Source organism: Streptomyces katrae (assembly GCF_002028425.1).
In the GTDB taxonomy this organism is placed as follows: domain Bacteria; phylum Actinomycetota; class Actinomycetes; order Streptomycetales; family Streptomycetaceae; genus Streptomyces; species Streptomyces katrae_A.
The window spans coordinates 7,100,649-7,122,631 of record NZ_CP020042.1 but is presented as its reverse complement, the minus strand read 5'-3'; the positions used below and the strand labels follow the sequence as shown (position 1 = coordinate 7,122,631).

The 21,983-nt window shown below is 74.3% G+C and carries 26 protein-coding genes; 10 read left to right on the top strand and 16 right to left on the bottom strand.

Going from position 1 to position 21,983, the window contains the following annotated elements; translation table 11 throughout:
- Positions 1–21: 21 nt before the first annotated feature.
- Both B4U46_RS32305 and B4U46_RS32300 read right to left on the bottom strand, forming a co-directional pair.
- Complete coding sequence (locus B4U46_RS32305) at positions 22–1,140, bottom strand: peptidoglycan-binding protein (RefSeq protein ID WP_237293205.1); 1,119 nt, start codon at positions 1,138–1,140, stop codon at positions 22–24.
- Positions 1,137–1,676, bottom strand: a complete 540-nt coding sequence (locus tag B4U46_RS32300) for a hypothetical protein (protein WP_123995190.1) — start codon at positions 1,674–1,676, stop codon at positions 1,137–1,139. The genes B4U46_RS32305 and B4U46_RS32300 overlap by 4 nt, the downstream gene beginning before the upstream one ends.
- Positions 1,677–1,765: 89 nt before the next feature.
- Here B4U46_RS32300 and B4U46_RS32295 point away from each other — a divergent pair, with 89 nt between their 5' ends.
- The 3 genes from B4U46_RS32295 (at position 1,766) to B4U46_RS32285 (ending at position 4,691) form a co-directional block, all read left to right on the top strand.
- Complete coding sequence (locus B4U46_RS32295; protein WP_079431136.1) at positions 1,766–2,431, top strand: response regulator transcription factor; 666 nt, start codon at positions 1,766–1,768, stop codon at positions 2,429–2,431.
- Positions 2,432–2,436: 5 nt separating this feature from the next.
- A complete protein-coding gene (locus tag B4U46_RS32290) occupies positions 2,437–3,672 on the top strand; it encodes a sensor histidine kinase (RefSeq protein WP_079431135.1) in 1,236 nt (411 codons plus the stop codon).
- A 242-nt stretch (positions 3,673–3,914) separates the two neighbouring features.
- On the top strand, positions 3,915–4,691 hold the full coding sequence (locus tag B4U46_RS32285; RefSeq protein WP_100863988.1) for a polysaccharide deacetylase family protein: 777 nt from the start codon (positions 3,915–3,917) through the stop codon (positions 4,689–4,691).
- Here B4U46_RS32285 and B4U46_RS32280 read toward each other — a convergent pair.
- The 3 genes from B4U46_RS32280 to B4U46_RS37685 all read right to left on the bottom strand — a co-directional run bounded on the left by B4U46_RS32280 (position 4,663) and on the right by B4U46_RS37685 (position 6,630).
- Entirely contained in the window at positions 4,663–5,289 is a 627-nt protein-coding gene (locus B4U46_RS32280; RefSeq protein WP_079431133.1) for a hypothetical protein, read from the bottom strand. The genes B4U46_RS32285 and B4U46_RS32280 overlap by 29 nt on opposite strands.
- Before the next feature lie 99 nt (positions 5,290–5,388).
- The gene (locus tag B4U46_RS32275) at positions 5,389–6,342 is read right to left on the bottom strand and encodes an IS481 family transposase (protein WP_079432138.1); all 954 of its coding nucleotides are present in this window, start codon (positions 6,340–6,342) and stop codon (positions 5,389–5,391) included.
- A gap of 123 nt (positions 6,343–6,465) precedes the next feature.
- Positions 6,466–6,630 carry a hypothetical protein gene (locus B4U46_RS37685; protein ID WP_159402138.1) on the bottom strand — a complete coding sequence of 55 codons (165 nt, stop codon included), beginning with the start codon at positions 6,628–6,630 and terminating at the stop codon, positions 6,466–6,468.
- A gap of 315 nt (positions 6,631–6,945) precedes the next feature.
- Here B4U46_RS37685 and B4U46_RS32270 point away from each other — a divergent pair, with 315 nt between their 5' ends.
- Positions 6,946–7,755: a DUF4190 domain-containing protein gene (locus tag B4U46_RS32270; RefSeq protein ID WP_079431132.1), complete on the top strand. Its 810-nt coding sequence runs from the start codon at positions 6,946–6,948 to the stop codon at positions 7,753–7,755.
- A 194-nt stretch (positions 7,756–7,949) separates the two neighbouring features.
- On the top strand, positions 7,950–8,762 hold the full coding sequence (locus B4U46_RS32265; protein WP_079431131.1) for a class I SAM-dependent methyltransferase: 813 nt from the start codon (positions 7,950–7,952) through the stop codon (positions 8,760–8,762).
- Between the two features lie 56 nt (positions 8,763–8,818).
- Here B4U46_RS32265 and B4U46_RS32260 read toward each other — a convergent pair whose 3' ends face one another.
- Positions 8,819–9,001: a CsbD family protein gene (locus B4U46_RS32260; protein WP_079431130.1), complete on the bottom strand. Its 183-nt coding sequence runs from the start codon at positions 8,999–9,001 to the stop codon at positions 8,819–8,821.
- A gap of 159 nt (positions 9,002–9,160) precedes the next feature.
- Between B4U46_RS32260 and B4U46_RS38170 the strand changes: the two genes are divergently transcribed.
- The 3 genes from B4U46_RS38170 (at position 9,161) to B4U46_RS40425 (ending at position 10,857) form a co-directional block, all read left to right on the top strand.
- On the top strand, positions 9,161–9,316 hold the full coding sequence (locus B4U46_RS38170) for a DUF6131 family protein (RefSeq protein WP_167747614.1): 156 nt from the start codon (positions 9,161–9,163) through the stop codon (positions 9,314–9,316).
- Between the two features lie 291 nt (positions 9,317–9,607).
- A complete protein-coding gene (locus tag B4U46_RS39495) occupies positions 9,608–10,000 on the top strand; it encodes a hypothetical protein (RefSeq protein WP_237293204.1) in 393 nt (130 codons plus the stop codon).
- Between the two features lie 584 nt (positions 10,001–10,584).
- Positions 10,585–10,857: a hypothetical protein gene (locus B4U46_RS40425; RefSeq protein ID WP_079431129.1), complete on the top strand. Its 273-nt coding sequence runs from the start codon at positions 10,585–10,587 to the stop codon at positions 10,855–10,857.
- Positions 10,858–10,860: 3 nt separating this feature from the next.
- Here the strand turns inward: B4U46_RS40425 and B4U46_RS32245 are convergent, their stop codons facing one another.
- The 6 genes from B4U46_RS32245 to B4U46_RS32220 all read right to left on the bottom strand — a co-directional run bounded on the left by B4U46_RS32245 (position 10,861) and on the right by B4U46_RS32220 (position 16,359).
- Complete coding sequence (locus tag B4U46_RS32245; RefSeq protein ID WP_079431128.1) at positions 10,861–11,130, bottom strand: hypothetical protein; 270 nt, start codon at positions 11,128–11,130, stop codon at positions 10,861–10,863.
- A gap of 88 nt (positions 11,131–11,218) precedes the next feature.
- On the bottom strand, positions 11,219–12,442 hold the full coding sequence (locus B4U46_RS32240; protein ID WP_079432137.1) for a glycosyltransferase: 1,224 nt from the start codon (positions 12,440–12,442) through the stop codon (positions 11,219–11,221).
- Positions 12,443–12,447: 5 nt separating this feature from the next.
- Positions 12,448–13,248, bottom strand: coding sequence for a MerR family transcriptional regulator (locus B4U46_RS32235; RefSeq protein ID WP_079431127.1), 801 nt, complete (start codon positions 13,246–13,248; stop codon positions 12,448–12,450).
- Between the two features lie 51 nt (positions 13,249–13,299).
- Positions 13,300–14,208, bottom strand: a complete 909-nt coding sequence (locus B4U46_RS32230; protein WP_079431126.1) for a LysR family transcriptional regulator — start codon at positions 14,206–14,208, stop codon at positions 13,300–13,302.
- A gap of 209 nt (positions 14,209–14,417) precedes the next feature.
- Positions 14,418–14,930 carry a GNAT family N-acetyltransferase gene (locus B4U46_RS32225; protein ID WP_079431125.1) on the bottom strand — a complete coding sequence of 171 codons (513 nt, stop codon included), beginning with the start codon at positions 14,928–14,930 and terminating at the stop codon, positions 14,418–14,420.
- A 28-nt stretch (positions 14,931–14,958) separates the two neighbouring features.
- Positions 14,959–16,359 carry a PQQ-binding-like beta-propeller repeat protein gene (locus B4U46_RS32220; RefSeq protein WP_079431124.1) on the bottom strand — a complete coding sequence of 467 codons (1,401 nt, stop codon included), beginning with the start codon at positions 16,357–16,359 and terminating at the stop codon, positions 14,959–14,961.
- Between the two features lie 96 nt (positions 16,360–16,455).
- Between B4U46_RS32220 and B4U46_RS32215 the strand changes: the two genes are divergently transcribed.
- Positions 16,456–16,788, top strand: coding sequence for a YnfA family protein (locus tag B4U46_RS32215; protein WP_079431123.1), 333 nt, complete (start codon positions 16,456–16,458; stop codon positions 16,786–16,788).
- Positions 16,789–16,870: 82 nt separating this feature from the next.
- The gene (locus B4U46_RS39485; protein WP_079431122.1) at positions 16,871–17,344 is read left to right on the top strand and encodes an amidase family protein; all 474 of its coding nucleotides are present in this window, start codon (positions 16,871–16,873) and stop codon (positions 17,342–17,344) included.
- A gap of 37 nt (positions 17,345–17,381) precedes the next feature.
- Here the strand turns inward: B4U46_RS39485 and B4U46_RS32205 are convergent, their stop codons facing one another.
- The 4 genes from B4U46_RS32205 to B4U46_RS32190 form a co-directional block, all read right to left on the bottom strand.
- A complete protein-coding gene (locus tag B4U46_RS32205; protein WP_079431121.1) occupies positions 17,382–18,167 on the bottom strand; it encodes a class I SAM-dependent methyltransferase in 786 nt (261 codons plus the stop codon).
- A gap of 92 nt (positions 18,168–18,259) precedes the next feature.
- On the bottom strand, positions 18,260–18,967 hold the full coding sequence (locus tag B4U46_RS32200) for a helix-turn-helix transcriptional regulator (protein WP_079431120.1): 708 nt from the start codon (positions 18,965–18,967) through the stop codon (positions 18,260–18,262).
- Positions 18,968–18,974: 7 nt separating this feature from the next.
- Positions 18,975–20,327, bottom strand: a complete 1,353-nt coding sequence (locus B4U46_RS32195) for a nucleobase:cation symporter-2 family protein (protein WP_237293203.1) — start codon at positions 20,325–20,327, stop codon at positions 18,975–18,977.
- 530 nt (positions 20,328–20,857) lie between these two features.
- Positions 20,858–21,934, bottom strand: a complete 1,077-nt coding sequence (locus B4U46_RS32190; protein ID WP_079431118.1) for a PLP-dependent cysteine synthase family protein — start codon at positions 21,932–21,934, stop codon at positions 20,858–20,860.
- Between the last annotated feature and the right edge of the window lie 49 nt (positions 21,935–21,983).

Genomic DNA, 21,983 nt, shown 5'->3' with positions numbered 1-21,983 from the left:
CGGGGGTGTGGGGCGCGGGGGTCATACGTTCGGCACCCCCACCCGGACGCCCTCCTTCAGGGCGTCCCCCTTGACCTCGACCCGGCCCTGGCCGAACATCCCGAGCTCCACGGGGACCTCCCGTACGGCGCCGTTCTCCACGACCTGGACGCCGAAGCCTCCTCCGGCGAGGGCGAGCAGGGCGTTGACGGGGACGGAGAGCACGCCCTTGCGCGTCTCGCCGGTCAGCCGGACCGACACCGGGGCCTGGTCGGGGCCCTTGGCCTGGGCGGCGTCGTCCAGGGTCACGGTGACCTGGACCTTCGGCTTTGCGTTCCCGCCCCCGCCTCCGCTCCCGCCTCCGGAACCGCCGGAGCCGTTGCCGTCGCCGTCGGGGCCGGCGGTGCTGCCCACCGAGTCGATCTTCCCGGTGGCACTCCCGCCGCCGGGCAGGGTCACGGTCACCGGATCGCCGCTCTTCACCGTGCCCGCCTTGGCGGCGTCCAGCTGGAAGCGGACCATCCGCTCGGTGCCGGTCAGGGTGAGCACGGGCTTGCCGGGGCCGGGCTCGTCACCGACCTGGCTGTCGCTGCGCTGGACCCGCTGCGGGCCGGAGGCGAAGACGATGTCCTCCTTGCCGACCTCGCCGGTCTCCGGTGCTTTGTGGGCCTTCTGCCAGCGCTTGACGGCCGTCGCGGTGCCTGCCGTGAAGGTGGCGTCGTCCGGGTCGAGCCCGGTGCCGTAGCCGAGTGCGGCGAGGTTGCGCTTGAGCTGTTTGACGTCCTCGCCCTTGTCGCCGGCCTTGAGCCCGCGGTACATGGGCGTGGTCCCGTACATCAGGCGGACCGGTCTGCCGCCGAGCTCGTAGAGCCGGCCGTCCCGCTCGACGGCCGCGCCGGCGGCCGCGGCCCAGGTGAGGACGCCGGGGCCGGGGGCGTTCAGCCGGCGTTCCTGCGCGTAGCCGAGGGTGCCCTCGACGGTGAGGCCCGAGCTGAGGTCGCCCCGGCGGACCGGTTCGGTCCGCTGCGGCAGGCCGTCGGCGTGCCGGTCCTCGTCCGCCGTCCGGTCCGCGCGGGGCTGGGCGGTCACCGCGTAGCCGCCGCCCGTGGCGGCGACGACGACGGCGAGCGAGCCGAGCAGCCACTTCCCGCGCCGGTTCACGCGGCCTGGCACTTCTTCTGGGCCTCCTCGAAGGCCTGCTCCTGCCCCTCGGGGATCTTGGTGGCGCTCATCGCGTTGCCCTTGAACTCCGGGTCCGGGATGTTGACGCCGTTGTCGCGCATGCACTTGGCCCACTTCAGGGCCTTGTCCTTGTCCGCCTGCGGCATCTCGCCGGTGCCGGGGGCCTGCATCCCGCAGGCCTCGAAGGCCTTCTTGAGGGTGTCGGGGTCCTCGCTGCCGGTGCCGAGGGTCATGCCGCGGGGGTCCTGGCCGGGCTGCGGGTCGGGGGCGTCTATGCCGTGCTCGCGCAGGCACTTGCGTACCTGGAGGGCCTTGTCCGCGTCCTTGCCGCTGGTGCCGGAGCCGGAGCCGGACGGGCCGTCGCCCTTGCCCGAGGCTCCGGCGTTCTGCTGCGCGGCGTCGTCCTTGCCGCCGCCGGAGGAGCCGGTGCCGGTGCCCGTGCACGCGGTCACGAGGAGGGCCAGGCCGGTGACGGCGGCGGCCGCGGTCATGGTCAAGCTCGAGGATCGGTTCATGGAGCGGAGCCTGCCGGGGAGGTCGGTTTCGCTTCCTTCACCGATCATGTTTACGACGAGGAAATGCGGCCTTCGAGTAGAGAGGGCACATGCGAGTTCTGGTGGTGGAGGACGAGGAGTTCCTCCGGGAGATGATCGCGGAGGGGTTGCGCCGCGACGCGCTGGCCGTCGACGAGGCGGGTGACGGGCTGGAGGCCCTGCGGCGCCTGCGGCTGGGCGAGTACGACGTGCTCGTGCTGGACCGCGATCTGCCCGGGCTGCACGGGGACGAGGTCTGCCGCCAGGTCGTGCGGGAGCGGATGCTGACGCGGGTGCTGATGCTGACGGCCTCGGGGACGGTGCGCGACCGGGTGGAGGGCCTGGGGCTCGGCGCCGACGACTACCTCACCAAGCCGTTCTCCTACGACGAGCTGCTGGCGCGGGTACTGGCCCTGGGGCGGCGGGCGCATCCGGCGCTGCCGCCGGTGCTGGAGCGGTGCGGTGTCGCCGTGGACACGGCGCGGCGGACGGCGACCCGGGACGGGCGGCGGCTCGCGCTGTCACGCAAGGAGTTCGCGGTGCTGGAGGCTCTGCTGCGGGCCGAGGGAGCGGTGCTGGGCAACGACGATCTGATCGAGCAGGTGTGGGAGCAGGACACCTCGTACCGGACGAACGCCGTCCGGGTCACGCTCAGCAAACTGCGGGCGAAGCTGGGCGAGCCGCAGCTGATCGAGACCGTGCCGGGGGCCGGCTACCGGATCGCCGATCCGCTGTGAGAGCGGTGCTCCGTTCCGAGCGCGCCCGTCTGACGGCGCTGTACGGCTCGCTGCTGGTCCTGGCCGGGGGCGGCCTGATCGCCCTGGTGAACCTCCTGCTGCGGGGCGGCCTGTACGCCCGGATCAGCGGCGCCGTGACCACGGCCGTGCCGCGCGGCGACTTCGAGAAGGCCCTGGTGGAGGCGGGCAGGACACCCGTCCCCGCCCAGTCGGTGCCGGCCGGCCGGGTCCCCGCCCAGGAACAGGTCCAGGGGTACGCGGTGACCCGGAACCTCTCCACCGCCGTCGAGCAGGCCACCCTGCACGAGCTCCTGCTGGTCTCGCTCGTCGCGCTCGCCGTGTTCGCCGTGCTGTCGATCTGGCTGGCCTGGTGGATGGCCGGCCGGGTGCTGCGGCCGGTGGGGGTGATCACCGAGACGGCGCGCCGGCTGTCGGGGGCGAACCTGCACGAGCGGATCTCCCTCCAGGCCCCGCCCGGGGAGCTCAAGCGGCTGGCGGACACCTTCGACGGGATGCTCGACCGGATGGAGAGCCTGGTGGGTGCGCAGCGGCGGTTCGCCGCGAACGCCGCCCACGAGCTCCGTACGCCGCTGGCCGTGCAGCGGGCGGCGGCGGAGATCGGGCTGGCCGGGGATCCGCCGCCGGAGAAGGTGGCCCGGATCCGGGAGCGGCTGATCGGCGTCGCGGACTCCAGCGAGCACCTGATCGAGTCGCTCCTGCTGCTCGCCGTGTCGGAGGAGGGCCTGGAGGCCACCGAGCCGGTGGACCTCGCGGAGCTGGCCGAGGCGGACCTGGCGGCGACCGCGCACGAGGGGCTGACGGCCGTCACCTCCTTCGCGCCGCTGACGGTCGAGGGCGACCGTGCGCTGCTGGACCACCTGATCCGCAACCTGCTGACCAATGCCGTACGCCACAACCGGCCGGGGGGCCGGATCGAGGTGAGCACGGCGCAGGGCCCGGCGGGAGGGGTCCTGACGGTCTCCAACACCGGCCCGGTGATCGACCCGCAGGACGTCCCCCGGCTGCTGGAGCCGTTCCGCCGGCGCGCCGAACGCCGCCACACGGCAGGCGAGGGCGCCGGGCTCGGTCTCTCGCTGGTCGCCTCGATCGCCCGCGCCCACGGCGCCCGGCTGCGGGCGGAGGCCAATCCGGCGCCGGAGGGTGGCATGACCGTCCGGGTCCGGTTCCAGGCCGGGGCCGCGGCGGCCGGAGCCGGGGCGGCCGGCGGAAGGAGCAAGTAATCCGCCCGATTCGCCGGATTCGCCCGGTGTGAGCCGTCCCACCCTTCCTTGACCGGGGAAGGAGGGCTCCCTAGCGTCGATGGGGAGGCCGGGGGATCCCCGGCCGTACGGGCAGGCCGGCCGCCTCGGCCGTTCGGGGGAAGACGGCTCCGGCGCCCCCTGACCACACTGGAGCGGACCCCCGGGACCACAGGATCCCGCGGCCGGAACGACACACGCAGAGGAAGAGCACGTCCATGGGCATGAGCAGCAGTTCCGCGCGCCGTCGTCGGCCGGGCGCCGCGGTGGCGGCGGCCGTCCTCGGCCTCCTGGCGGCGGCCGCCGCGCCGGCCCTCGCCGCGGCGGACTCCTCCTCCCACGGCCGTTCCCCGGCGGCTTCCTCCTCCCGGCCGGTCCACGGCGCGGCCGTCCCGCAGGGCATATCCCGCCTCGCCCAGGGCGCGGGCCGGGACGTCGCGATCACCGTGGACGACGGGCCGGACCCGACGTGGACCCCGCAGGTGCTGCGCGTACTGCGGCAGAACCACGTGAAGGCCACCTTCTGCCTGATCGGCACGCGGGCGCAGAAGTACCCGGAGCTGGTGCGCGAGATCGCCGCCGACGGGCACCAGCTGTGCGACCACTCCGCCGACCACGACGAGACGATGGACCACAAGCCGGTCGCCTACCAGCGGCAGCAGGTCCTGGACGGCAAGGCCATGATCGAGGCGGCCGTACCGGGGGTCGCGGTGAGCTACTACCGCGCCCCGGGCGGTGCCTTCACCCCCGAGAGCCGGGCCGTCGCCGCGGCGAACGGGATGCGCCCGCTGGGCTGGAGCGTGGACCCCAAGGACTGGAGCCGCCCGGGCCTGCCGGCCATCGTCTCGGCGGTGGAGGACAAGCTGCCCGAGCTGCCCACGGTCCTGTTCCACGACGGCGGCGGCGACCGCAGCCAGACCGTGGCCGCCCTGGAGCAGTACCTCCCCTGGCTCCGGTCCCAGGGCTACGCGTTCACGTTCCCGGCGCGGACCGCCCCCTGACGGGTGCGCGGAGCGCCGCCGCGAGGTCGGACGGGGAGTCCACCGAGGTGTAGACCGTCGTCACCTCCAGCCGCCCGGCGCGGCCCAGGTCCAGGCGGACGGGCGGGTCCAGGTACAGGGCGGCGTTGAGGGAGGCCTCCACCGAGCAGGCCACGGCGCCCGGTTCGCCCGGTACGGGGCGCGGGCCACGGCCCGGCACGGTGCGGACGGCCGGCGCCGTGGACCGCACCGCCGCCCGGGGCAGCGTCAGCTCCCCGAGGAACCCGGTCCGCAGCACCACGTGCTCGTCGTCCACCGTGTGCGGATGCCGCAGGAGCGCGGCCACGAGGCCCAGCCCGGCCAGGATCACGAGCAGTTCGCACCCGGCGTGCACCGGCCGTACGGCGGGCGGCAGTACCGAGGAGAGCACGAAGGCCGTCACGACCTCCGTCACCGCCATGACCAGCACCAGTTGCCGCGTCGACGCCGAGTGCCGCAGCCCCGGTTCGGCCCGGCGCAGAAGCGCCCACCGGACCAGGGAGGCGCCCCACACCCGTACGATCACGGCCGCGGGGGGCCTGGCCGTCACGGTGCCCGTCATCCGCTCCTGCTCCGTCACGTGCTCTCCCCCATCCCGGCGCTCCTCCGTCGTCCCTCTCAGGGTCGGGCCGGACCGCACGGGCCGGAAGTGACGTATGTCAGCGATCGCCCGTGCGCCCTAGTTGTACTGCCCTGTGAGGTTGGGGACGCGGCTGGCGGGTGGTTTGCCTGCGAGTGCGGTGTGTCCGCGGTGGTGATTGTAGGTGTGGAGCCAGCCAGGGAAGGCGTCGCGTCGTTCCTGCTCTGAGTGGTAGGGGCGGGCGTAGGCCCACTCCTCGAGCAGGGTCCGGTTGAGGCGTTCGACCTTGCCGTTGGTCTGGGGCCGGTAGGGCCGGGTTCGCTTGTGGGCGATTCCGGCCGCTGTCAGGGCGTCGCGCCAGTCGCGGGAGCGGTAGCAGGCGCCGTTGTCGGTCAGGACCCGTTCGACGGTGATGCCCACGCCGGCGAAGTAGGCCTGGGCCCGGGCCCAGAAGGCGGTGGCGGTCTCCTTCTTCTCGTCGGCGTGGATCTCGCTGTAAGCGAGGCGGGAGTGGTCGTCGACGGCGGTGTGGATGTAGCTGTAGCCGGCGCTGGAGCGGTTCTTGCGGCCGGCCTGGCGGCCGAGGGTCTTGTGGCCGCCGCCGTCGGGGATGTTGCCGAGCTTCTTGATGTCCACGTGGACCAGCTCGCCCGGACGGTCGCGTTCGTAGCGGCGTATGACGGCGCCGGTGGCCCGGTCCAGGTGCGTGAGACGGGCCAGGCCGAACCGGGTCAGGATCCGGTGCACCGTCGAGGGCACCAGGTTGAGCAGGTGGGCGATGCGGGCGGGCCCCCACCGGCGGGCGAGGCGGACCTTGATGATCCGCCGCTCGATGCGGGTCGGGGTCCGGCGTGGGCTGGTGTGCGGGCGCGAGGACCGGTCGGTCATTCCGGCCTCACCCCCGGCCCGGTAGCGGGCCGCCCACCGCTGGGCGGTGGTGGGCGAGACCTGGAATCGCTCGGCCGCCCGGCGCAGCGGCCAGCCGTCCTCGACCACGCAGCGGGCCAGGCGAAGGCGTCCGGTCTCGGTCAGGGGTGCATTACGGTGGGGCATGAGAGCCTTCTGCTGGTCGGTGTAGACGTCGCAATCCACACCGAACCCGGAAGGCCCTCACCCGTTCAAGATCCCTCAGCCGAGACCTGCGTCACCCGTCCACAACCTCCCAGGGCAATACACCTAGTGCGGCTGTCCGGCGGGCGTGAGGAGTTCACGGGCGGGAGAGCCGGCTTCCGGTGCCGGCCCGCCGTCACGGCCGGCCGGCCCGGGGACTTCGTCCGGCCGGGCGGGGCCGTCCGGGGGCAGGGCGGCGATGCGGGCGCGGGCCCACGCGGGGTGGCACATGGGGTGACTCCTGTTCGTCAGGTCCGGAAGGCTTCGGCGGGGTTCCTGATGGCGGATCAGGCGTCCCGGGCGCCGCGGAAGGCGCGGTCACGGACGGTGAGGTCCATGAGCGGCAGGCTAAGTGCGGGCAGGGGACGCGCGCTTCTCCGTTCGTGACCGATGAGGAGGCGTACCGGCCCGGACGGAGGGCGGAATGCGTCCAGGGGATACTAGGGCGCGGCCGATGGTCACATCATCCGCTCATCCGTCCCCGCCCTGTGCCTCGACGCCCAGTCGGCGGGCTTGTCCCACCCGCCCGCGAGGAGCACCACGCGCATGTCGACACCCCCTCAGCCCCCGCCGTACCCGCAGCAGCCGTACGGGCAGCCGGGGCCGTACGGCCAGCCCGGCCAGCCGCCGCAGGGCGCGATGCCCGGGCCCGCGACGCCGTACGGCGATCCGCAGGGCTGGTACCAGCCGCAGCAGCAGAAGACCAACACGGTTGCCGTGGTGGCGTTCGTGATGTCGCTCGTCTGCGCGGTACCGACGGTTCCGCTCATCCTGGGCATCGTCGCGATGTCCCAGATACGCAAGGAGGGCGGGAAGGGCAAGGGGCTGGCCATCGCGGCCGTGGTCATCCACAGCGTGAGCCTCCTGATCATCGTGCTGGCGGTGATCCTCGGACTGACGAGGGCGGCTGACGGGGGCTCCACTCCGCGGCGCGACACCCACGGCCAGGTCACCACGCCGGGATCCAGCAAGGTGGAGGACATCCGCAAGGGCGACTGCTTCAACACCGACGACGACCTGTCGAAGACCCAGAAGGGCGACGGCACGCAGGCCCGCCTCTCGGTGCGGACCGTGCCCTGCACCCAGCCCCACGAGGGCGAGGCGTACGCGGTCTTCACCCTGGACAACGGGGCGTTCCCCGGCGCGGACAAGATCGTCACGATGTCCGAGGAGAAGTGCGGCGGTTCCGCGCTGACCGACTACGTGGGCGAGGCGGAGAAGCTGCCGAACAACCTCGAGGTCTTCTACTACTACCCGCAGGCCAGCAGCTGGCTGCTCGGCGACCGCACGGTGACCTGCTTCCTGGGCACCTCCAACGGCACGAGCACCGGTTCCGCCCGGGCCGCCGGTTCCTGACCCCCCGTCCGGGCGATGCCCGGCAGGCGGCCGGCGGCTGCGGCGCGCCTCGGTCCGCCGGGCGCCCGGGGGTGCAGGATCGAGGGACGGCTGCCCCGGCTGGGGGCGGCCGGCTCCGCCCCCGCCGCGTGAAGAGGTCCGGCCATGACGCAGTCCGAAGATCCGCCGTCCCTTGGCAGCGGCCGGGCGGTCCGGTGAACGCCGGGGAGCCCGGCGGGCGTTACGGGGAGGCGGTGTTCCGGCCGGAGCAGGCGGGTGAGGGCGAGCGCATCGACTTCGGCGCCCTCGCGTACGACGACATCACCATGGCGCGGCTGCGGGCGCTGGGGGCCGGTCCCGGGTGGAGCTGCCTCGACGTGGGCGCGGGCACGGGGACGGTCTCGCGCCGGCTGCTGGACGAGGCCGGGGTGGCGGCCGTGCTGGCGGTCGACCGGGACGTGCGCTTCCTGCGGGAGCGGCCCGGGCTCGAGGTGCTGCAGGCCGACGTCACCGGCCCGGAGTTCGCCGCGGGCCGCCGGTTCCGGCTCGTCCACGCGCGCTTCGTGCTGATGCACCTGCCCGAGCGCGAGCGCCTGATCGCGGCGCTGGCCGAACGGGTCGAGCCCGGCGGTGTGCTGGTGCTCAGCGACGCGGTCGACCTGACGAGCGGCTCGGAGCCCGGCACGCCGTACGCCGCCGCCATGCGGGCGATGTGGCAGGGGCTGCGGGAGACCATCGGGACGGACGTGTCCTGGGTGCCCTCGTACCCGCGGCTGCTGCGCGCGGCGGGGCTCGTGCCGGTCGCCGCCGAGATGCACGTACCGCCGCTGGAGCCCGGCAGCCCCCTCAGCCGTTTCTGGGCGGACACGTGGGAACGCAGCCGGGCGGCGATGACCGGCACCGGCCTGGTGGACGACGCCGCGGTCGACGCGGCGGTGCGGTACCTGGACTCCGAGGAGTGCGCCGCGCTGTCGGCCGGCATGCTCACGGCGTGGGGCTGGAAGCCCGCCGGGGCCGCCCCGGGATGACGCGCGCGGCGGGCACGGCGTATGCGTACGCCGTGCCCGCCGCGCGCGGCCGGTGGTCACCGGTTCGCGTCGTGGATCTTCCGCATCTGGGCCGCCGCGTCCGCCTTGGACTCCTTCGCGCGGCCTGCGGCCTTCTCCGCCTTGCCCTTCATCTCCATCGTCTTGTCGTCGGCCATGTCGCCGATCTCTTCCTTCGTCTTGCCCTTCAGCTGCTCGGCCTTGCCCTTCATCTTGCTCATGACGGCCCTCCCGGCTTGGGGTAGCGAACGCCTGGCGGCTACCCGGAATGCGCTGCTCCATGCTCCGGGGAATCCGCCGGCGTTTCCGCGCATGCATGAATCCGCGCGGGGGTGGTAGACGCGGGGAGTCCCCATTCGAGAGGGACACAGGAGGTACTCATGATTATCCTGGGCGTCATTCTGCTGATCATCGGCTTCTTGACCGGGATCTCGATCCTCTGGACGATCGGCGTCATCCTCGTCGTGATCGGCCTCGTCCTGTGGGTGCTGGGCGCCGTCGGGCACGCCGTGGGGGGCCGCCGGCACTACTATTGACCGCCACTCCGAGGCACACCGTGCACCGTCGTGACACCCCAGCCCCCTGCCTCCCCGGCGACCCCGTGCCGCCGGAGGGCAGGGGCTCGGCGGGGTCCGGCGAAGGGCTTCTGCCGAAGGACCACACCCAGGCGATCCTGGAGACCACCAAGAGGGTGGCGACCCTGCTCAAAGGGTCCGGGCGTCCCTTTCGCCCTGGCCGGCAGCGTCGCCGCCTTCGCCCACGGACTGCCCGCGACCTTCCAGCACGACACGGACTTCTGCGTCCGTCCCGAGGACGCCGACGAGGCCGTGCGGGCACTGGAGGCCGGGGGCATCGCCATGCGCCGCGCCCCCGAGGACTGGCTGGTCAAGGGGCGCGCGGGCGGTGAGGAGATCGACCTGATCTTCGAGCTGGCCCGGCGTCCGGTGAGCACCGCGCTGCTGGAACGGGCGCCCGTCAAGGCCGTGGACTCGGTGTGGATGCCGGTCCTGTCCCCCACCGACCTCATGGACAGCCGCCTCGCCGCGTTGTGCGAGCACTACTGCGACTTCGGGGACCTGCTGCCGATGGCGCGCATGCTGCGCGAGCAGATCGACTGGGAGCGCCTCGACCGCGACCACCGGGACTCCCCGCTGGCCGACGCCTTCTTGTACCTGCTCGGCACGCTCCGCGTCATCGACCGCCCGGCCAGGACCGTATGACCGTGCGGAGGAACGGCGGTCTTTTCCTCCGCCAACGCCCTGCTGCCCGACATCACGCCGGCGGAGGCGGCGCTCGGGGTGCTGGCGCGCGGGTTGCCCGGGCTGGTGGTGGGGCGGGTGATCGGGCTGGACCCGGCGGACGTACCGGCCGCGGTGCACGGCGGGTACCGGGCCGGGGAACTGCTGTTCCGCCCTCTGGCGCCGCAAGAGCAGGTGGCCGCCGCCGAGGACGTCGTCGCACTGCAGCAGTTGCTCGACGGGTACGTCCGCGAGCGCCGGGCACGCCCCCGTGAGGACCTCTGCTCGGACCTGGCGGCCGCCGCCGCCCCGCCGGGCGCCGGGCTCGGCGAGGAGCAGCGCCACGAGCTGGTGGCCCATCTGCAGAACCTGCTGATCGCCGGGTTCCTGACGACCAGTGCGCTGATCGCCACCACCCTGATGCACCTGCTCGCCGACCGGCGCCAGTGGGAACTCCTGTGCGCCGATCCGGGGCTCGTCCCGGCGGCGGTGGAGGAGGGGCTGCGTTTCGACTCGGCGGGTGCAGGCCTTCCGGGACGCGGCTGCCCGCCGGCGCCGCCCTCCTGGTGGCGTACGCGTCGGCCAACCGGGACGGGCGGCGCCACGAGGAGGCCGGCGTCTTCGACATCCGCCGGGCCGCGAACGGCCGGCACCTCGCCTTCGGGCACGGCGCCCACGCCTGCCCGGGCTCGCACCTGGCCCGCGGCCAGCTGCGGCTCACCCTGGAGCTGTTCACCGGGGCCCTGCCGGGCCTGCGGCTCGACGCGGCCCGGCCCGCTCCGCGGATGCGCCCCACCCTTGTCCACCGCTCGCCGGAGGCCCTGTACGTGACCTGCTGAGTGTCAGTCGGCAGCAGCCGGCGGGCGGTTCCTCCTGGAGTGCAGCGTCCAGTGGAACTTGCCGCCGCCGACCCACCGGACCTCGTCCAGGTCGTCGAGGTCGTGGATGACGACCCCGACCTCGGCGGCGATCAGCAGCACGTCCGTCATCGACGTCGCCCTGCCCACGACCTCTCCGTCCACCTCGACGATCCGGAACGGCGGGTCGCCCTGCTGGACGGAGAGGACGGTGATGCGCGCCGGGGACATGTGGGGTACCGATCCTTCAGTCATGGGAAGACGGTTCCACGAGGTGGCCGGTGACGGGCGCGGCGACACGTTTTCGGGGCTCCGATCCGCCGCTCGCGGCGCCCGTCGGCGCTCACCTCGCGCGGGCCGCCCCTTCGACCGCTTCGAGGACCCGGGCCGCTCCGTCCTCGGCGGCGATGTGCCGCGCCGCGGCCCGCGCGGCCCGGGCGTACGCCTCCTGTCCGACCACCCGCTCCAGCGCCGCGGCGAGCGATTCGGCGGTGAGGGAGCGGAAGGGGACGGGAGCGGTCGCGGCGCCCAGCGCGGCGAGGCGGCGCGCCCAGAACGGCTGGTCCGCGGTCACGGGGACCGGCACCGCGGGGACCCCGGCCCGCAGCGCGGCCGCCGAGGTGCCGGCCCCGGCGTGGTGGACGACCGCGGCCAGCCGGGGGAAGAGGAGGGCGTGCGGGACGTCGCCGACGACGAGGACGTCCGGGCCGGCGCCGGCGGCGGCGAGTCCGGCGGCGCCGCTCTGGAGGATTCCGCGCAGTCCGGCGCGGCGCAGGGCCCGTACGGCGAGCTCGCCGAGGCGTTCCCCCTCGCCGGAGGCCATGCTGCCGAAGCCGATGAGGACGGGGGGCGGGCCCGCGCGGAGGAAGTCCTCCAGGTCCCCGGGCAGCCGTTCGGCCGGGTCGAGGTGGGGCCACCAGTTGCCCACGACGTCCAGGCCCGGCCGCCAGTCGGCGGGGGCCGGCACCAGGGCCGTGCTGCAGCCGTGCAGTACGGGCCAGTGCGCCCGCTCCCGGCGCCGGCGCATGGCCGAGGCGGTGAGCGGCGGCAGGGCGAGGCGGTCGCGCAGCCGGGCGACGCCCTGCTCGCTGATCCGGTCGGCCATGCGCAGGGCGAACCGTCCGGCCGCGCGGTTGCCGGGCCGGCCCAGCGAGCGGGCGCCGGTGACCACGGGCGGGAAGTCGCCGGTGGGGGCGGTGGGCTGGAGGTAGACGCCGAGGCTGGGCGTGCCGGTGGCCTCGGCGAGGTGCCAGCCGAGCGGGGCCGTGGTGGTGGACAGCAGGAGCAGGTCGGTGCCCTCGTCCACGGCGTCGGCGAAGCCCTGGCCCAGTTCGGTGAGGAACGCGGCGGCGGTGCGCATCAGCTCGCGCCGGTCGGTGACGTCCCCGCGCGGCCGGGTGTCGGCGTGCAGGGCGCGGAACTCCAGGCCCGCGGCGTGCACGAGGGGCGCGAAGGGGGCGGTGGTGGCCAGGGCGACCTCGTGTCCGGCGGCGCGCAGTGCGGCGCCCAGGCCGGTGTAGGGGTCGACGTCGCCGCGTGATCCGGCGGCGGCGATGAGTATCTTCAGTGTCTTCATCGGGTTTCTTCCGTGTCGGTACGGCCGTCCGCGCGGCGCGCCGCGTTGGCGTGGACGGCCTTGCAGAGGTAGGCGGCGAGGCCCGGGCGCTGCTGCGAGGGCGGTACGACGAGGGCGAAGGCGCGGGGGTCGGCGAGGAAGTCGTCCGCGATGCGCCGGTGCATGTCGGGCGGGCAGGAGGTGAACCACCGCGAGACGTGCAGGCGGTGTTCCTCGGCGAGGTCCATGGCCCGTTCGCCGTCGCTGGGCTGCGCCTCGTCGAAGGCGGTGAGCAGTTCGGCGCGCCATGCGGTGGCCTCGCGCATGAGCCGGCGCCAGTCCTCCTTGGTGTGGGCGGCGGCGCGGGCCATCGCCTCGCGGCGGCCCTGCGAGCCGGTCCACTTCAGCTCCGCCTCCGTGGCGTAGCTCAGGTCGAAGGTGATCTCGCCGAACACTTCGAAGCGTTCCTCCGGGGTCAGCCGGACCCCGGTCTGCTGGACCTCGATGGCCCGCGCGGCCACCTCGGCGAGCTGCCGCAGGCGGGCGATCTCCTCGCCGAGCTGCCGCTGCCGGGCCTGGAGGTGTTCCAGGACGTTCGCCTGCGGGTCCCGGAGGATCGCGGCCGTGTCCTCGAGGGTGAAGCCGAGCTCGCGGTAGAAGAGGATCTGCTGAAGGCGCGCCAGGTCGGCGTCGTCGTAGAGCCGGTAGCCCGCCTGGCTGCGGCTGCCCGGGGAGAGCAGCCCCGCCTTGTCGTAGTGGTGCAGCGTACGCACCGTCACCCCGGCGAAGGCCGCGACCTGTCCCACCGAATAGCTCATGCACCTGCCCTTTCGTCGGCGTCCAGCCTGGAGCCTGACGTGGGGTGAGGGTCAAGTCCGGACGGTGGCAGCCGGGTCGGCGCAGGCTGCGGCGACCGTGTCGGCGAAGGCACGGGCAAGCGGGGTGAGGGCGTCCCAGCGGCGGACCGCCCAGCCGACCGGGAGCGGGGGCAGGTCCGTCACGGGGACCAGGCGCAGCGGCCCGCCCGCCGGTGCCCGCAGTCCGGGGACGGCCGGTACGACGGTGTGCCCCAGGCCGAGTTCGGCGAGCAGGAGGGCGGTGTCCCAGTCGGCCACGCTGGTGTCGGAGCCGACGCGGACGCCGAGGCCGGTGAGGGCCGCGTCCAGGCGGGCGCCGGAGAGGGAGTTCGGCGGGAGGCGCACCAGGCGCAGGTCCGTGAGGTCGGCGGCGCCGATGGCCGGGCGGGCCGCGAGCGGGTCCTCGGCGCGTACGGCGAGGACCCAGGGCAGGTCGACCACGGGGCGCTGCTCGATGCCGGGGACCGGCGGGCCGATGGTGACCCAGGCGAGGTCGAGGGTCCCGGCCAGCAGGGCGTCGAAGCAGCGGCGGCTGGAGGTCTCCGTGCGGAACTCCAGGCTCACCGCGGTGTGGCGGCGGCGGAAGCCGACGATGGCCTCGGCCATGAAGTGGCGGACGGTCGCCCCGCCGGTGCCGACCCGTACGGAGCCGCCCTCGCCGTCGGCCAGTTCGCCGATGCGGCGCAGCGCCCGGTCCAGGGCGCCGATGCCCTCGGCGGCCGCCTCCTGGAGGATGCGTCCGGCGGGGGTGGGCACCACGCCGCGCGGCCGGCGCTCCAGCAGGACCGCCCCCGTCTCCCGCTCCAGCCGCTTCACGTGCTGGCTCACCGCGGACTGCGTGCATCCCAGTTCCCGCGCCACGCCGCTGAGGCTTCCGGCCCGGCAGACGGCCAGGAACACCCGTAGATCGTCCAAGGTCACAAACCCCAAGCTAATGCTTGGGGTTGCCTTAGAAAACCCCAGGATTGACTGGGCTCGTGGGGAGGGGCAGGATCTTCCGTGGGCCCAGGCGGCAACCCGTCCGGCGCCCGCGACCGGTTCCGGAGCCGGTCCGGGCGCCGGACGGGTGCCGACCACCACACCGCACGCTCCGCGTCGCCCGTCCCGGCGCCGTCCGGGCAGGGCGCTCGTCAGCGCCTCAGTTCGGCGGCCAGGAGGTCCATCAGGAGGCCGTCGTGCCAGGTGCCGTCGGCGCCGCGCTCGTACTGGCGCATGACGCCGACCGGCCGGAAGCCCACCTTCTCGTAGCAGCGGATCGCCGCGGTGTTGTCGGCCGCCGGGTCGATGACGAGCCGGTGGTAGCCGTGGTCGTCGACGAGGTGGCGGGCGAGGGTGCGGACCGCGTCGGTGCCCAGGCCCCTGCCGTGCACGGCGGGGTCGAGGAAGAGGTCGATGCCGGCGTGCCGGTAGTCCGGCTCCTCCTCGGAGTACCACTGGATCATGCCGACGATCCGCTGCTCGTACCTGATGGTGAGGCAGACGATGCCGGGGTCCTCCAGGTCCCCGGCGATCTCCCCTTCGAGGTCGTCCTCGCCCCGCCACCGGGCGCGGACCTCGGGCGTGGCCCGGATGGCGGCCAGGGCGGGGATGTCCTCGGTGAGGGTGGGGGCGAGGACGACGGACACACCGTGCAGCACTGTCATGGGCAGGCAGGATAGGCGACCGGCCGCGTCACCAGCCGAGGACCGGTCCCAGGTCGAAGACCGGCGGGAGGGCCCCTCCGGGGTCCAGGTTGACGAACGTCCGCCCGTACAGCACCGTCCGGTCCCCCATCGGGAGGTCGCGCACGCGCAGCACCGCCGGCTCTGCGGTCGCGGTGCCGGTGCGCGGGTCCAGGTCCCACAGGTGGCTGTACGGGCCCCGGGAGACCACGGCGACGCGGCCCCCGGCAGCGGCGCCCAGCGTCCGGACCGACCAGTCGTCGCCGAGGGGACGGCGCCACAGGAGGCGGCCGTCCGTCAGTGAGAACCCGGCCAGGACCTCCCGCTCCTCCCGCTCCGGGACCGCCACGACCAGGACGTCGCCGAGGCGGATCCGGCGTCCGTCCGCCGACGGGACGTACGGGGAGCCCTCCGTGTGCTGTCCGCCCCGCGCGTCGAAGACCAGGAGCCGGCCGCCCGCGATGACGGCCGCCGCTGGGGCGGCCGAGACGATGGTCGCGGGTTCGGCCCCGGCCGGCAGCGAGGCCCGCCAGGCGGGGGCGCCGGTGGCGGGGTCCAGTGCGAGGAGTTCGCTGCCGCCCGGGGCGGAGCGGGCCGTGACCAGGACGCGGTCCGGGCCGGCCCGGAGGCCGGTGGCGGTGGCGCCTTCGGGCAGGGGGGAGCGCCAGCGCTCGGTGCCGGTGGCGAGGTCACGGGCCACGACGGTGCCGCCCGGCGCCGTCAGGACGAGGGAGCCGCCCGCGGACACCGTGCCCGACGGGTCCGGGACGTCCTGCGCCCACAGCTGCCGGCCGGAGGCGAGGTCCACGGCGACGAGGCGGCTGCCGCACACGCCGCCGCGCCCATACACCAGGAGCCCGGTCCGGGCGGGGGTCTCCTCGCTCATCCCGCAGACCGCCGCCCCGTCCGGGGGCGCGGCGATGCCCCAGCCGTGGCGGCCCTCGCCGTCGTACGCGCTCACCCCGTCCGTGCGGACCCGGATCACGGAACCGGACCCGTGCTCCTCCCAGGCCCCCAGCGGCCTGCCTGCGGCCGGCCCCTCCGGGACCTGGTAGCCGAAGAGGGTCAGGTGCGGGCCGCGCAGCCACTCGAACCCCTGCCAGGCCGGCAGCAGCGCGGCCGGGGACAGGAAGACGGCCACCGCCCAGAGCGCCGCGGACCGGTACGCGCGGCCCCGCAGCACCGCCCACCACAACAGGGAGGCCCCCGCCACGGCGGCGAACGCCCACAGCAGCAGCCACCCGAGCCCGCGCGGGCAGCCGCCGGCGCTGCACACGACCTCCGTCATGTCGACGGCGACCAGCTTCACGCACAGCACGGCGTACAGCACCGCCACGGCGGTGAGGGCGCAGGCGGCGACGAGCCGCGCCCCTGCCCACAGCCGCGCCCCGAACGACGATCCGTTGTCCACGTTTCCCTTACCTGCCTGCCGGCCTGCCGCCCGCGGTGCGGGCGGCAGGCGACCGCTGTTAGTTTCGGTGCCTCTCCGTCTCTGAAAGTGGTTGACGTGCTCGTAGTCCGCTCGGTTGCCCTGTTCGCCGCCGCCGCCCTCTTCGAGATCGGCGGCGCCTGGCTGGTCTGGCAGGGGGTGCGGGAGCACCGGGGGTGGGCGTGGATCGGTGCGGGGGTGATCGCCCTGGGCGTTTACGGGTTCGTCGCGACCCTGCAGGAGGACGCGCACTTCGGCCGGATCCTGGCCGCGTACGGCGGGGTGTTCGTGGCCGGGTCGCTCGCCTGGGCCATGGTCCTCGACGGCTACCGTCCCGACCGGGCGGACGTCATCGGGGCGCTCATCTGCCTCGCCGGGGTGGGCGTGATCATGTACGGGCCGCGCGGATAGCCGTCCCCGGAGGCGTGGTCACGCCACGCCGGGCGGCCGGAAACCCCCGGCACGGCGTCGCGGCCGGGCCGAGACTGGCCCGATGGACATCGGAATAGCGCTGCCCCAGTACGGAGGCCACGCCCGCCCCGAGTGGATCGTGCCGTTCGCCCGCCGGGCCGAGGAGGCCGGCTTCGGCCGGCTGTGGGTCGGCGACCGCTCCCTCGCACCGGTCTCGCCCAGCCGCGGCCGCGATGAGCAGCCTCGGACCTGGCGACGTGGACACGATCACCGCGCCCAGCCTCCGCTTCCGCTCGGGCTGATGACCTCCACCGAGGACGATCCCCTGCGTGCGGTGCGCAGCAGCGGGCCCTTCGTCGCCTTCCCGGCCGTGGTCGCCAACATCACCGGCGCTCCGGCCATGTCGGTCCCCCTGTACTGGTCGGACGAGGGGCTGCCCGTCGGGGTCCACTTCCTGGGCCGCGTCGGCGGCGAGGCCGCCCTGCTGCGCCTGGCCGCACAGCTCGAACGGGCCCGGCCCTGGGACGGGCGCCGGGCGCCCGAGGCCCGCGCGTGACGCCGTACGGGCCACGGGCGGGGGCCTTCGCGGTGGTTCAGGCGGCGCGGCGTCCCCGGGCGGCCCAGGCCCGGGCGTGGAGCGGGACCGAGCCGTCCGCCGCCCGGGGCAGCGCGGCCTTCAGCCGCTCGCGCAGGGCGGCGCGGCGGTCCTCGGGGAGTCCGGCCAGGTAGGTGGGGGCGGGGCCCTGTCCGCCGAGGAAGGGGGTCCAGTAGTCGTCGAAGTCCGGGAAGGGGGTCGGTACGCGGATCTCCTCGGTCTCCACGTCCGCGAGTCCGGCGCCAACCAGCAGCGCGCGCAGTGCCGTCCGGGTGCACAGGGGGAACCGGACGGCCTCGTCCAGGGTCCGGGCCTGCGGGTCCAGGGCGGTCGCGGCGTCCCAGAAGGCCCGGATGGCCTCCATCCCGCCCTCGCCGTAGTCCCAGAGGTAGACCCCCACCAGTCCGCCGGGGCGGACGACGCGCACCATCTCGGCGGCCGCGCGCGGGGCGTCCGGCACGAAGTTGAGGACGAGTCCGCTGACGGCCGCCGAGGCGGCGGCGTCGGCGAACGGCAGGTGCACGGCGTCGGCCCGGACGAACCGGGCCCGTGGGTCGCGGACGTGTGCGCGGGCGTACGCCAGATAGCCCTCCGAGGGGTCGATGCCGACCACCGCCGCCGGGTCGGCCGCGTCCAGCACCGCCTGGGTGACGGCGCCGGTACCGCATCCGACGTCACGCCAGCTGCCGCCCGGGGCCGCGTCCAGCCAGCGGACGAACCGGGCGGCCACCAGGCGGCTCCACCTCCCGACGTACGGCTCGTACGCCTCACCCGCTGCCCACATCGGCCCGTCCTCCCGGAACTCCCGCGCCCGTCCCGGCCATCATGCCGGGCGGCCGGCGCCGGGGGCGGCGGCGCACCGGAGCGGCGGGGCCCTCACCGCCCGGCCGGGTCCGGGCCGACGCCGGCGAGGGAGCGGAAGCGGTCCGGCAGGGCCCGCAGCCAGGCCGCGCGCTCCGCGGCGATCTCGCGCAGCCGGGCGTCGTCGTTGCGGGCGACGAGGTGGCCCATGTAGCGCTCGTCGAACCGGGTGTACTCACGGTGCAGCGCCTTCAGTGCGCGCGCCACCCGCCGTTCGTCGGCCTGCGCGAGATGGGCGAGCGCGGCGACGTGGACCTTCCAGCGCCCCTCGACGGCCTGGTGCAGCAGGCCGACGAGTTCGTTGTCCCGGTCGAGGACGCCGAGCAGTCCCTCCGAGCTCAGGCCGAGGGCGTCGGCCAGGAGCAGGGTCTGGCGGTCGGTGCCGGGCCAGCGGTGTTCGGCCTCCGCGCGGGCGTACGCGTTCGGGTCCATGCCGATGCGCTGGGCCAGGCGTTCGGCGGTGAACCCGCGGGCCAGCCGGTGTTCCCGCAGGGTGGCGGGCGTGACGGCCATGAGGACCGCGACCGGGCACCACAGGGCGTCGGCCAGGGCGAGGAGCTCGGGTTCGGACGGGGCGGCCGTACCGGATTCCCAGGCGTGGACCGCTTCGTGCGGCCGGTGCATGCCCAGCTGCGCCATGGCGGCGACGACGTGGCCGGGCGTCATGCCCAGGCGCTCGCGCGCGGCCCTGGCCTCTGCGGGGGAGAACGGGGGTGTGGACACGGGCGGATCACCTCGCCGGCGGGGCGTCGGCGAGGGTGTCCCAGTCGATCTCCTCCCGTGCCGTGCGACCGGTCAGGCTGTGGAAGAACAGGTTCAGCAGCACGGCGGTGAGGCTGCCGAGGGTGATGCCGCTGCCGAGGACGGCGCGCAGCTCCGTGGGCATGCGTTCGAAGAACGGCCCCACGGCGGCGGGCAGCATCGCGGCGCCCAGGCTGAGGGCCAGGATCAGGGCGTTGCGTTCCTCCCTCAGGTCGACCTTGGCGAGGATCTGGATGCCGACGGTGGCGACCATGCCGAACATCGCGACGGCGGCGCCGCCGAGGACCGGGTGGGGGACGGAGGCGACGACCGCTCCGGCCTTGGGTACCAGGCCCAGGAGGATCATCAGGAAGCCGGCGGCGACCACGACGAACCGGCTGGTCACCCGGGAGATCCTGACGAGGCCGATGTTCTCGGCGAAGGCCACGTAGGGGAAGGAGTTGAAGACGCCGCCGAGGACGGTGGCCATGCCGTCGGCGCGCAGCGCCCGGCCGACGGTCTCGCCGTCGACCTCGCGGCCGGTGATCTCGCCCATGGCGTAGACGTCCCCGGTGGTCTCGACCATGGTGATCACCATGACGACGACCATCGCGAGCATCGGGAAGAGCTGGAACTGCGGTACGCCGTAGTGGAACGGGGTGCTGACGCCGAGCCAGTCGGCCTGTTCCACCGCGCCGAGGTCGGCGTCGCCGAGCAGCCAGGCGGCGGCGGTGCCGCCGACGAGGCCGAGCAGGATCGCGACGCTGCGCAGGAAGGGGCCGCCGAAGCGGGAGAGGAGCAGGATCAGCAGGAGGGTGCCGCCGGCGTAGGCGAGGTGCTGCGGGGCGCCGAAGCCGGGCTTGCCGATCAGGTCGGTGCCGCCTCCGACGTCTTGCAGGGCCACGGGTATGAGCACGATGCCGATGACGGTGAGGAGGGTGCCGGTGACGATCGGGGGGAAGTACTTGGCGAGCCGTCCGACGAACGGCGCGAGCAGGAAGGTGGCGACGCCGCCGGTGATCACGGCGCCGTAGACCACCAGCAGTCCGGCCGTCCCGCCGCCCGCGCCCTGGCCGATGGCGATCATCGGGGAGACGGCGGTGAAGGTCGCACCCTGGACGAGCGGCAGGCGGGCGCCGATCCGCCAGAAGCCCCAGGCCTGGATGATGGTCGCGATGCCGGCCGTGACCAGGTCGGCGTTGATCAGGTAGACGAGCTCCCGGGGGGAGAGTCCGAGGCTGTTGCCCAGGATGATCGGTACGAGGACCGCGCCGGCGTAGAACGCCAGGACGTGCTGGAAGCCGTACAACGACAGCTGGGAGAACGGGGGGACCACGTCCACGGGGTGACGGTCGGCTGCCGGGGTACGTCGGCGCGAGGCCAGTGGTGCCATCTCTGCCTTGCCTTCGAGGGTAGGTGAATGAGAGGGAACGCGACGCGGGGTCGCGTGAAAAGGGGGATGTGCCTCGGAGGAGGGCGCGTACGGGCGACCGCTCGGATCGGGCGGCTCGCGGGGCGTGGGACGGCACGGGGTTGCCGGTGCTCGTCCGGGCGCTGTGAGGCGGAACGGGGCCGATACTGTCGGAGGTCACGGGGTTACGCAAGTCATCGGCCGTGTTTTTGTTAGTCAAACCCGCAGGTAACTTGCGAATCGATGGTGAAGTGGCTTCTTCGCTTCGGATTCCGTTGCGTTGGGCACCATTGCGCAACTGTCCTTGGAGCGGCGCGACTTCACGGCCCCGGACGGGAGCGGCGGGCGGCTCGCCACGCACAGGACCGGCCCCTCGGCGCCGGGGGGCGCGTCGAGGGGCCGGTCCTGTGCGGCGCGGCGAGCCGGGTACGGCACGCCGTCGTGCGGCCTGGGCCGCTCGGTCAGGCCTTCGTGGTCAGGGCCAGGGGCTGCTCGGGGGATTCCTGCGGAGTCCGCGGAGCCTGTCGGGCCGGCTGCGGGGCGGCCGGGCTGCGGGCGGCGGAGGGCTTGCCGGCCGATTCCCGGGCCGCGGCCGCCTCCTCCTCTTCCCAGAGGCTGAGGTAGCGCTCGCCGGTGTCGGGCAGCAGCGTGACGATCGAGGCGCCGACGTAGTCCGGGTGGGCGGCCAGCCGGGCCGAGGCGTGGGCGACGGCACCCGAGGAGACCCCCGCGAAGATGCCCTGGCGGCGGGCGAGCTGCCGGGCGCCGGCGACCGCGTCCTCGTCGGTGACGGTCACCACGTAGTCGATCAGCGAGACGTCGGTCGTGGGGGCCACGAAGCCGCCGTTGAGACCGGGGATGCGGTGCAGGCCCCCGGTGCCCTGGGTGAGGACCGGGGAGTTCTCCGGCTCGACCGCGACGACGCGTATCCCCGGGTTCTGCTCCTTGAGGTACGCGGCCGTACCGGTCAGGGTGCCGCCGGTGCCCACACCGCAGACCAGGACGTCGACGCGGCCCTCGGTGTCGGCCCAGATCTCCGGGCCGGTGGTCTCGTAGTGGGCCCGGACGTTGTCGGCGTTCTCGTGCTGGCGGGGGAACCAGGACCCGGGGGTCGCCGCGTGCAGTTCCTCGGCCTTGGCTATCGCGCCGGAGTAGCCCTGTTCCCGCGGGGTGCGCACGACGTCCGCGCCGAGCGCCCTGAGCATGCCGATCCGCTCACGGGTGGCGCTGTCGGGGAGCACGATGACGCAGCGGTATCCACGGGCGGCGCAGAGCGCGGCCAGGGAGATGCCCGTGTTGCCGGAGGTGGCCTCGATGACGGTGCCGCTGCCCGGGGTGAGCTCACCGCGCCCCTCGGCGGCCCGCAGCATGTAGAGGGCGGCGCGGTCCTTGCTGGTGGACATCGGGTTGGCGGCCTCGAGCTTGGCCAGCACTTGCGTGCCCGGGGCGGTGTCCTCGAAGTGGAGGCGGATCAGCGGGGTCGAACCGATCAGGTCCTCGATGCTGTCGGCGATGGGGCGCGTCTTACGGCTTTCCACGTGTGGTTCCTCACAAGTCGGGTCGTGCGGCTGCCTGTCGGGGGTGTTC

Coding starts and splice junctions, on each gene's coding strand:
- B4U46_RS39485 (WP_079431122.1), top strand. CDS start 16,871: ATGGACATCGGAATAGCGCTGCCCCAGTACGGAGGCCACGCCCGCCCC.
- B4U46_RS32275 (WP_079432138.1), bottom strand. CDS start 6,342: ATGCCCCACCGTAATGCACCCCTGACCGAGACCGGACGCCTTCGCCTG.
- B4U46_RS38170 (WP_167747614.1), top strand. CDS start 9,161: ATGATTATCCTGGGCGTCATTCTGCTGATCATCGGCTTCTTGACCGGG.
- B4U46_RS32235 (WP_079431127.1), bottom strand. CDS start 13,248: ATGAGCTATTCGGTGGGACAGGTCGCGGCCTTCGCCGGGGTGACGGTG.
- B4U46_RS32300 (WP_123995190.1), bottom strand. CDS start 1,676: ATGAACCGATCCTCGAGCTTGACCATGACCGCGGCCGCCGCCGTCACC.
- B4U46_RS32205 (WP_079431121.1), bottom strand. CDS start 18,167: ATGTGGGCAGCGGGTGAGGCGTACGAGCCGTACGTCGGGAGGTGGAGC.
- B4U46_RS32225 (WP_079431125.1), bottom strand. CDS start 14,930: ATGACAGTGCTGCACGGTGTGTCCGTCGTCCTCGCCCCCACCCTCACC.
- B4U46_RS32295 (WP_079431136.1), top strand. CDS start 1,766: ATGCGAGTTCTGGTGGTGGAGGACGAGGAGTTCCTCCGGGAGATGATC.
- B4U46_RS32245 (WP_079431128.1), bottom strand. CDS start 11,130: ATGACTGAAGGATCGGTACCCCACATGTCCCCGGCGCGCATCACCGTC.
- B4U46_RS32260 (WP_079431130.1), bottom strand. CDS start 9,001: ATGAGCAAGATGAAGGGCAAGGCCGAGCAGCTGAAGGGCAAGACGAAG.
- B4U46_RS32285 (WP_100863988.1), top strand. CDS start 3,915: ATGAGCAGCAGTTCCGCGCGCCGTCGTCGGCCGGGCGCCGCGGTGGCG.
- B4U46_RS37685 (WP_159402138.1), bottom strand. CDS start 6,630: ATGTGCCACCCCGCGTGGGCCCGCGCCCGCATCGCCGCCCTGCCCCCG.
- B4U46_RS32270 (WP_079431132.1), top strand. CDS start 6,946: ATGTCGACACCCCCTCAGCCCCCGCCGTACCCGCAGCAGCCGTACGGG.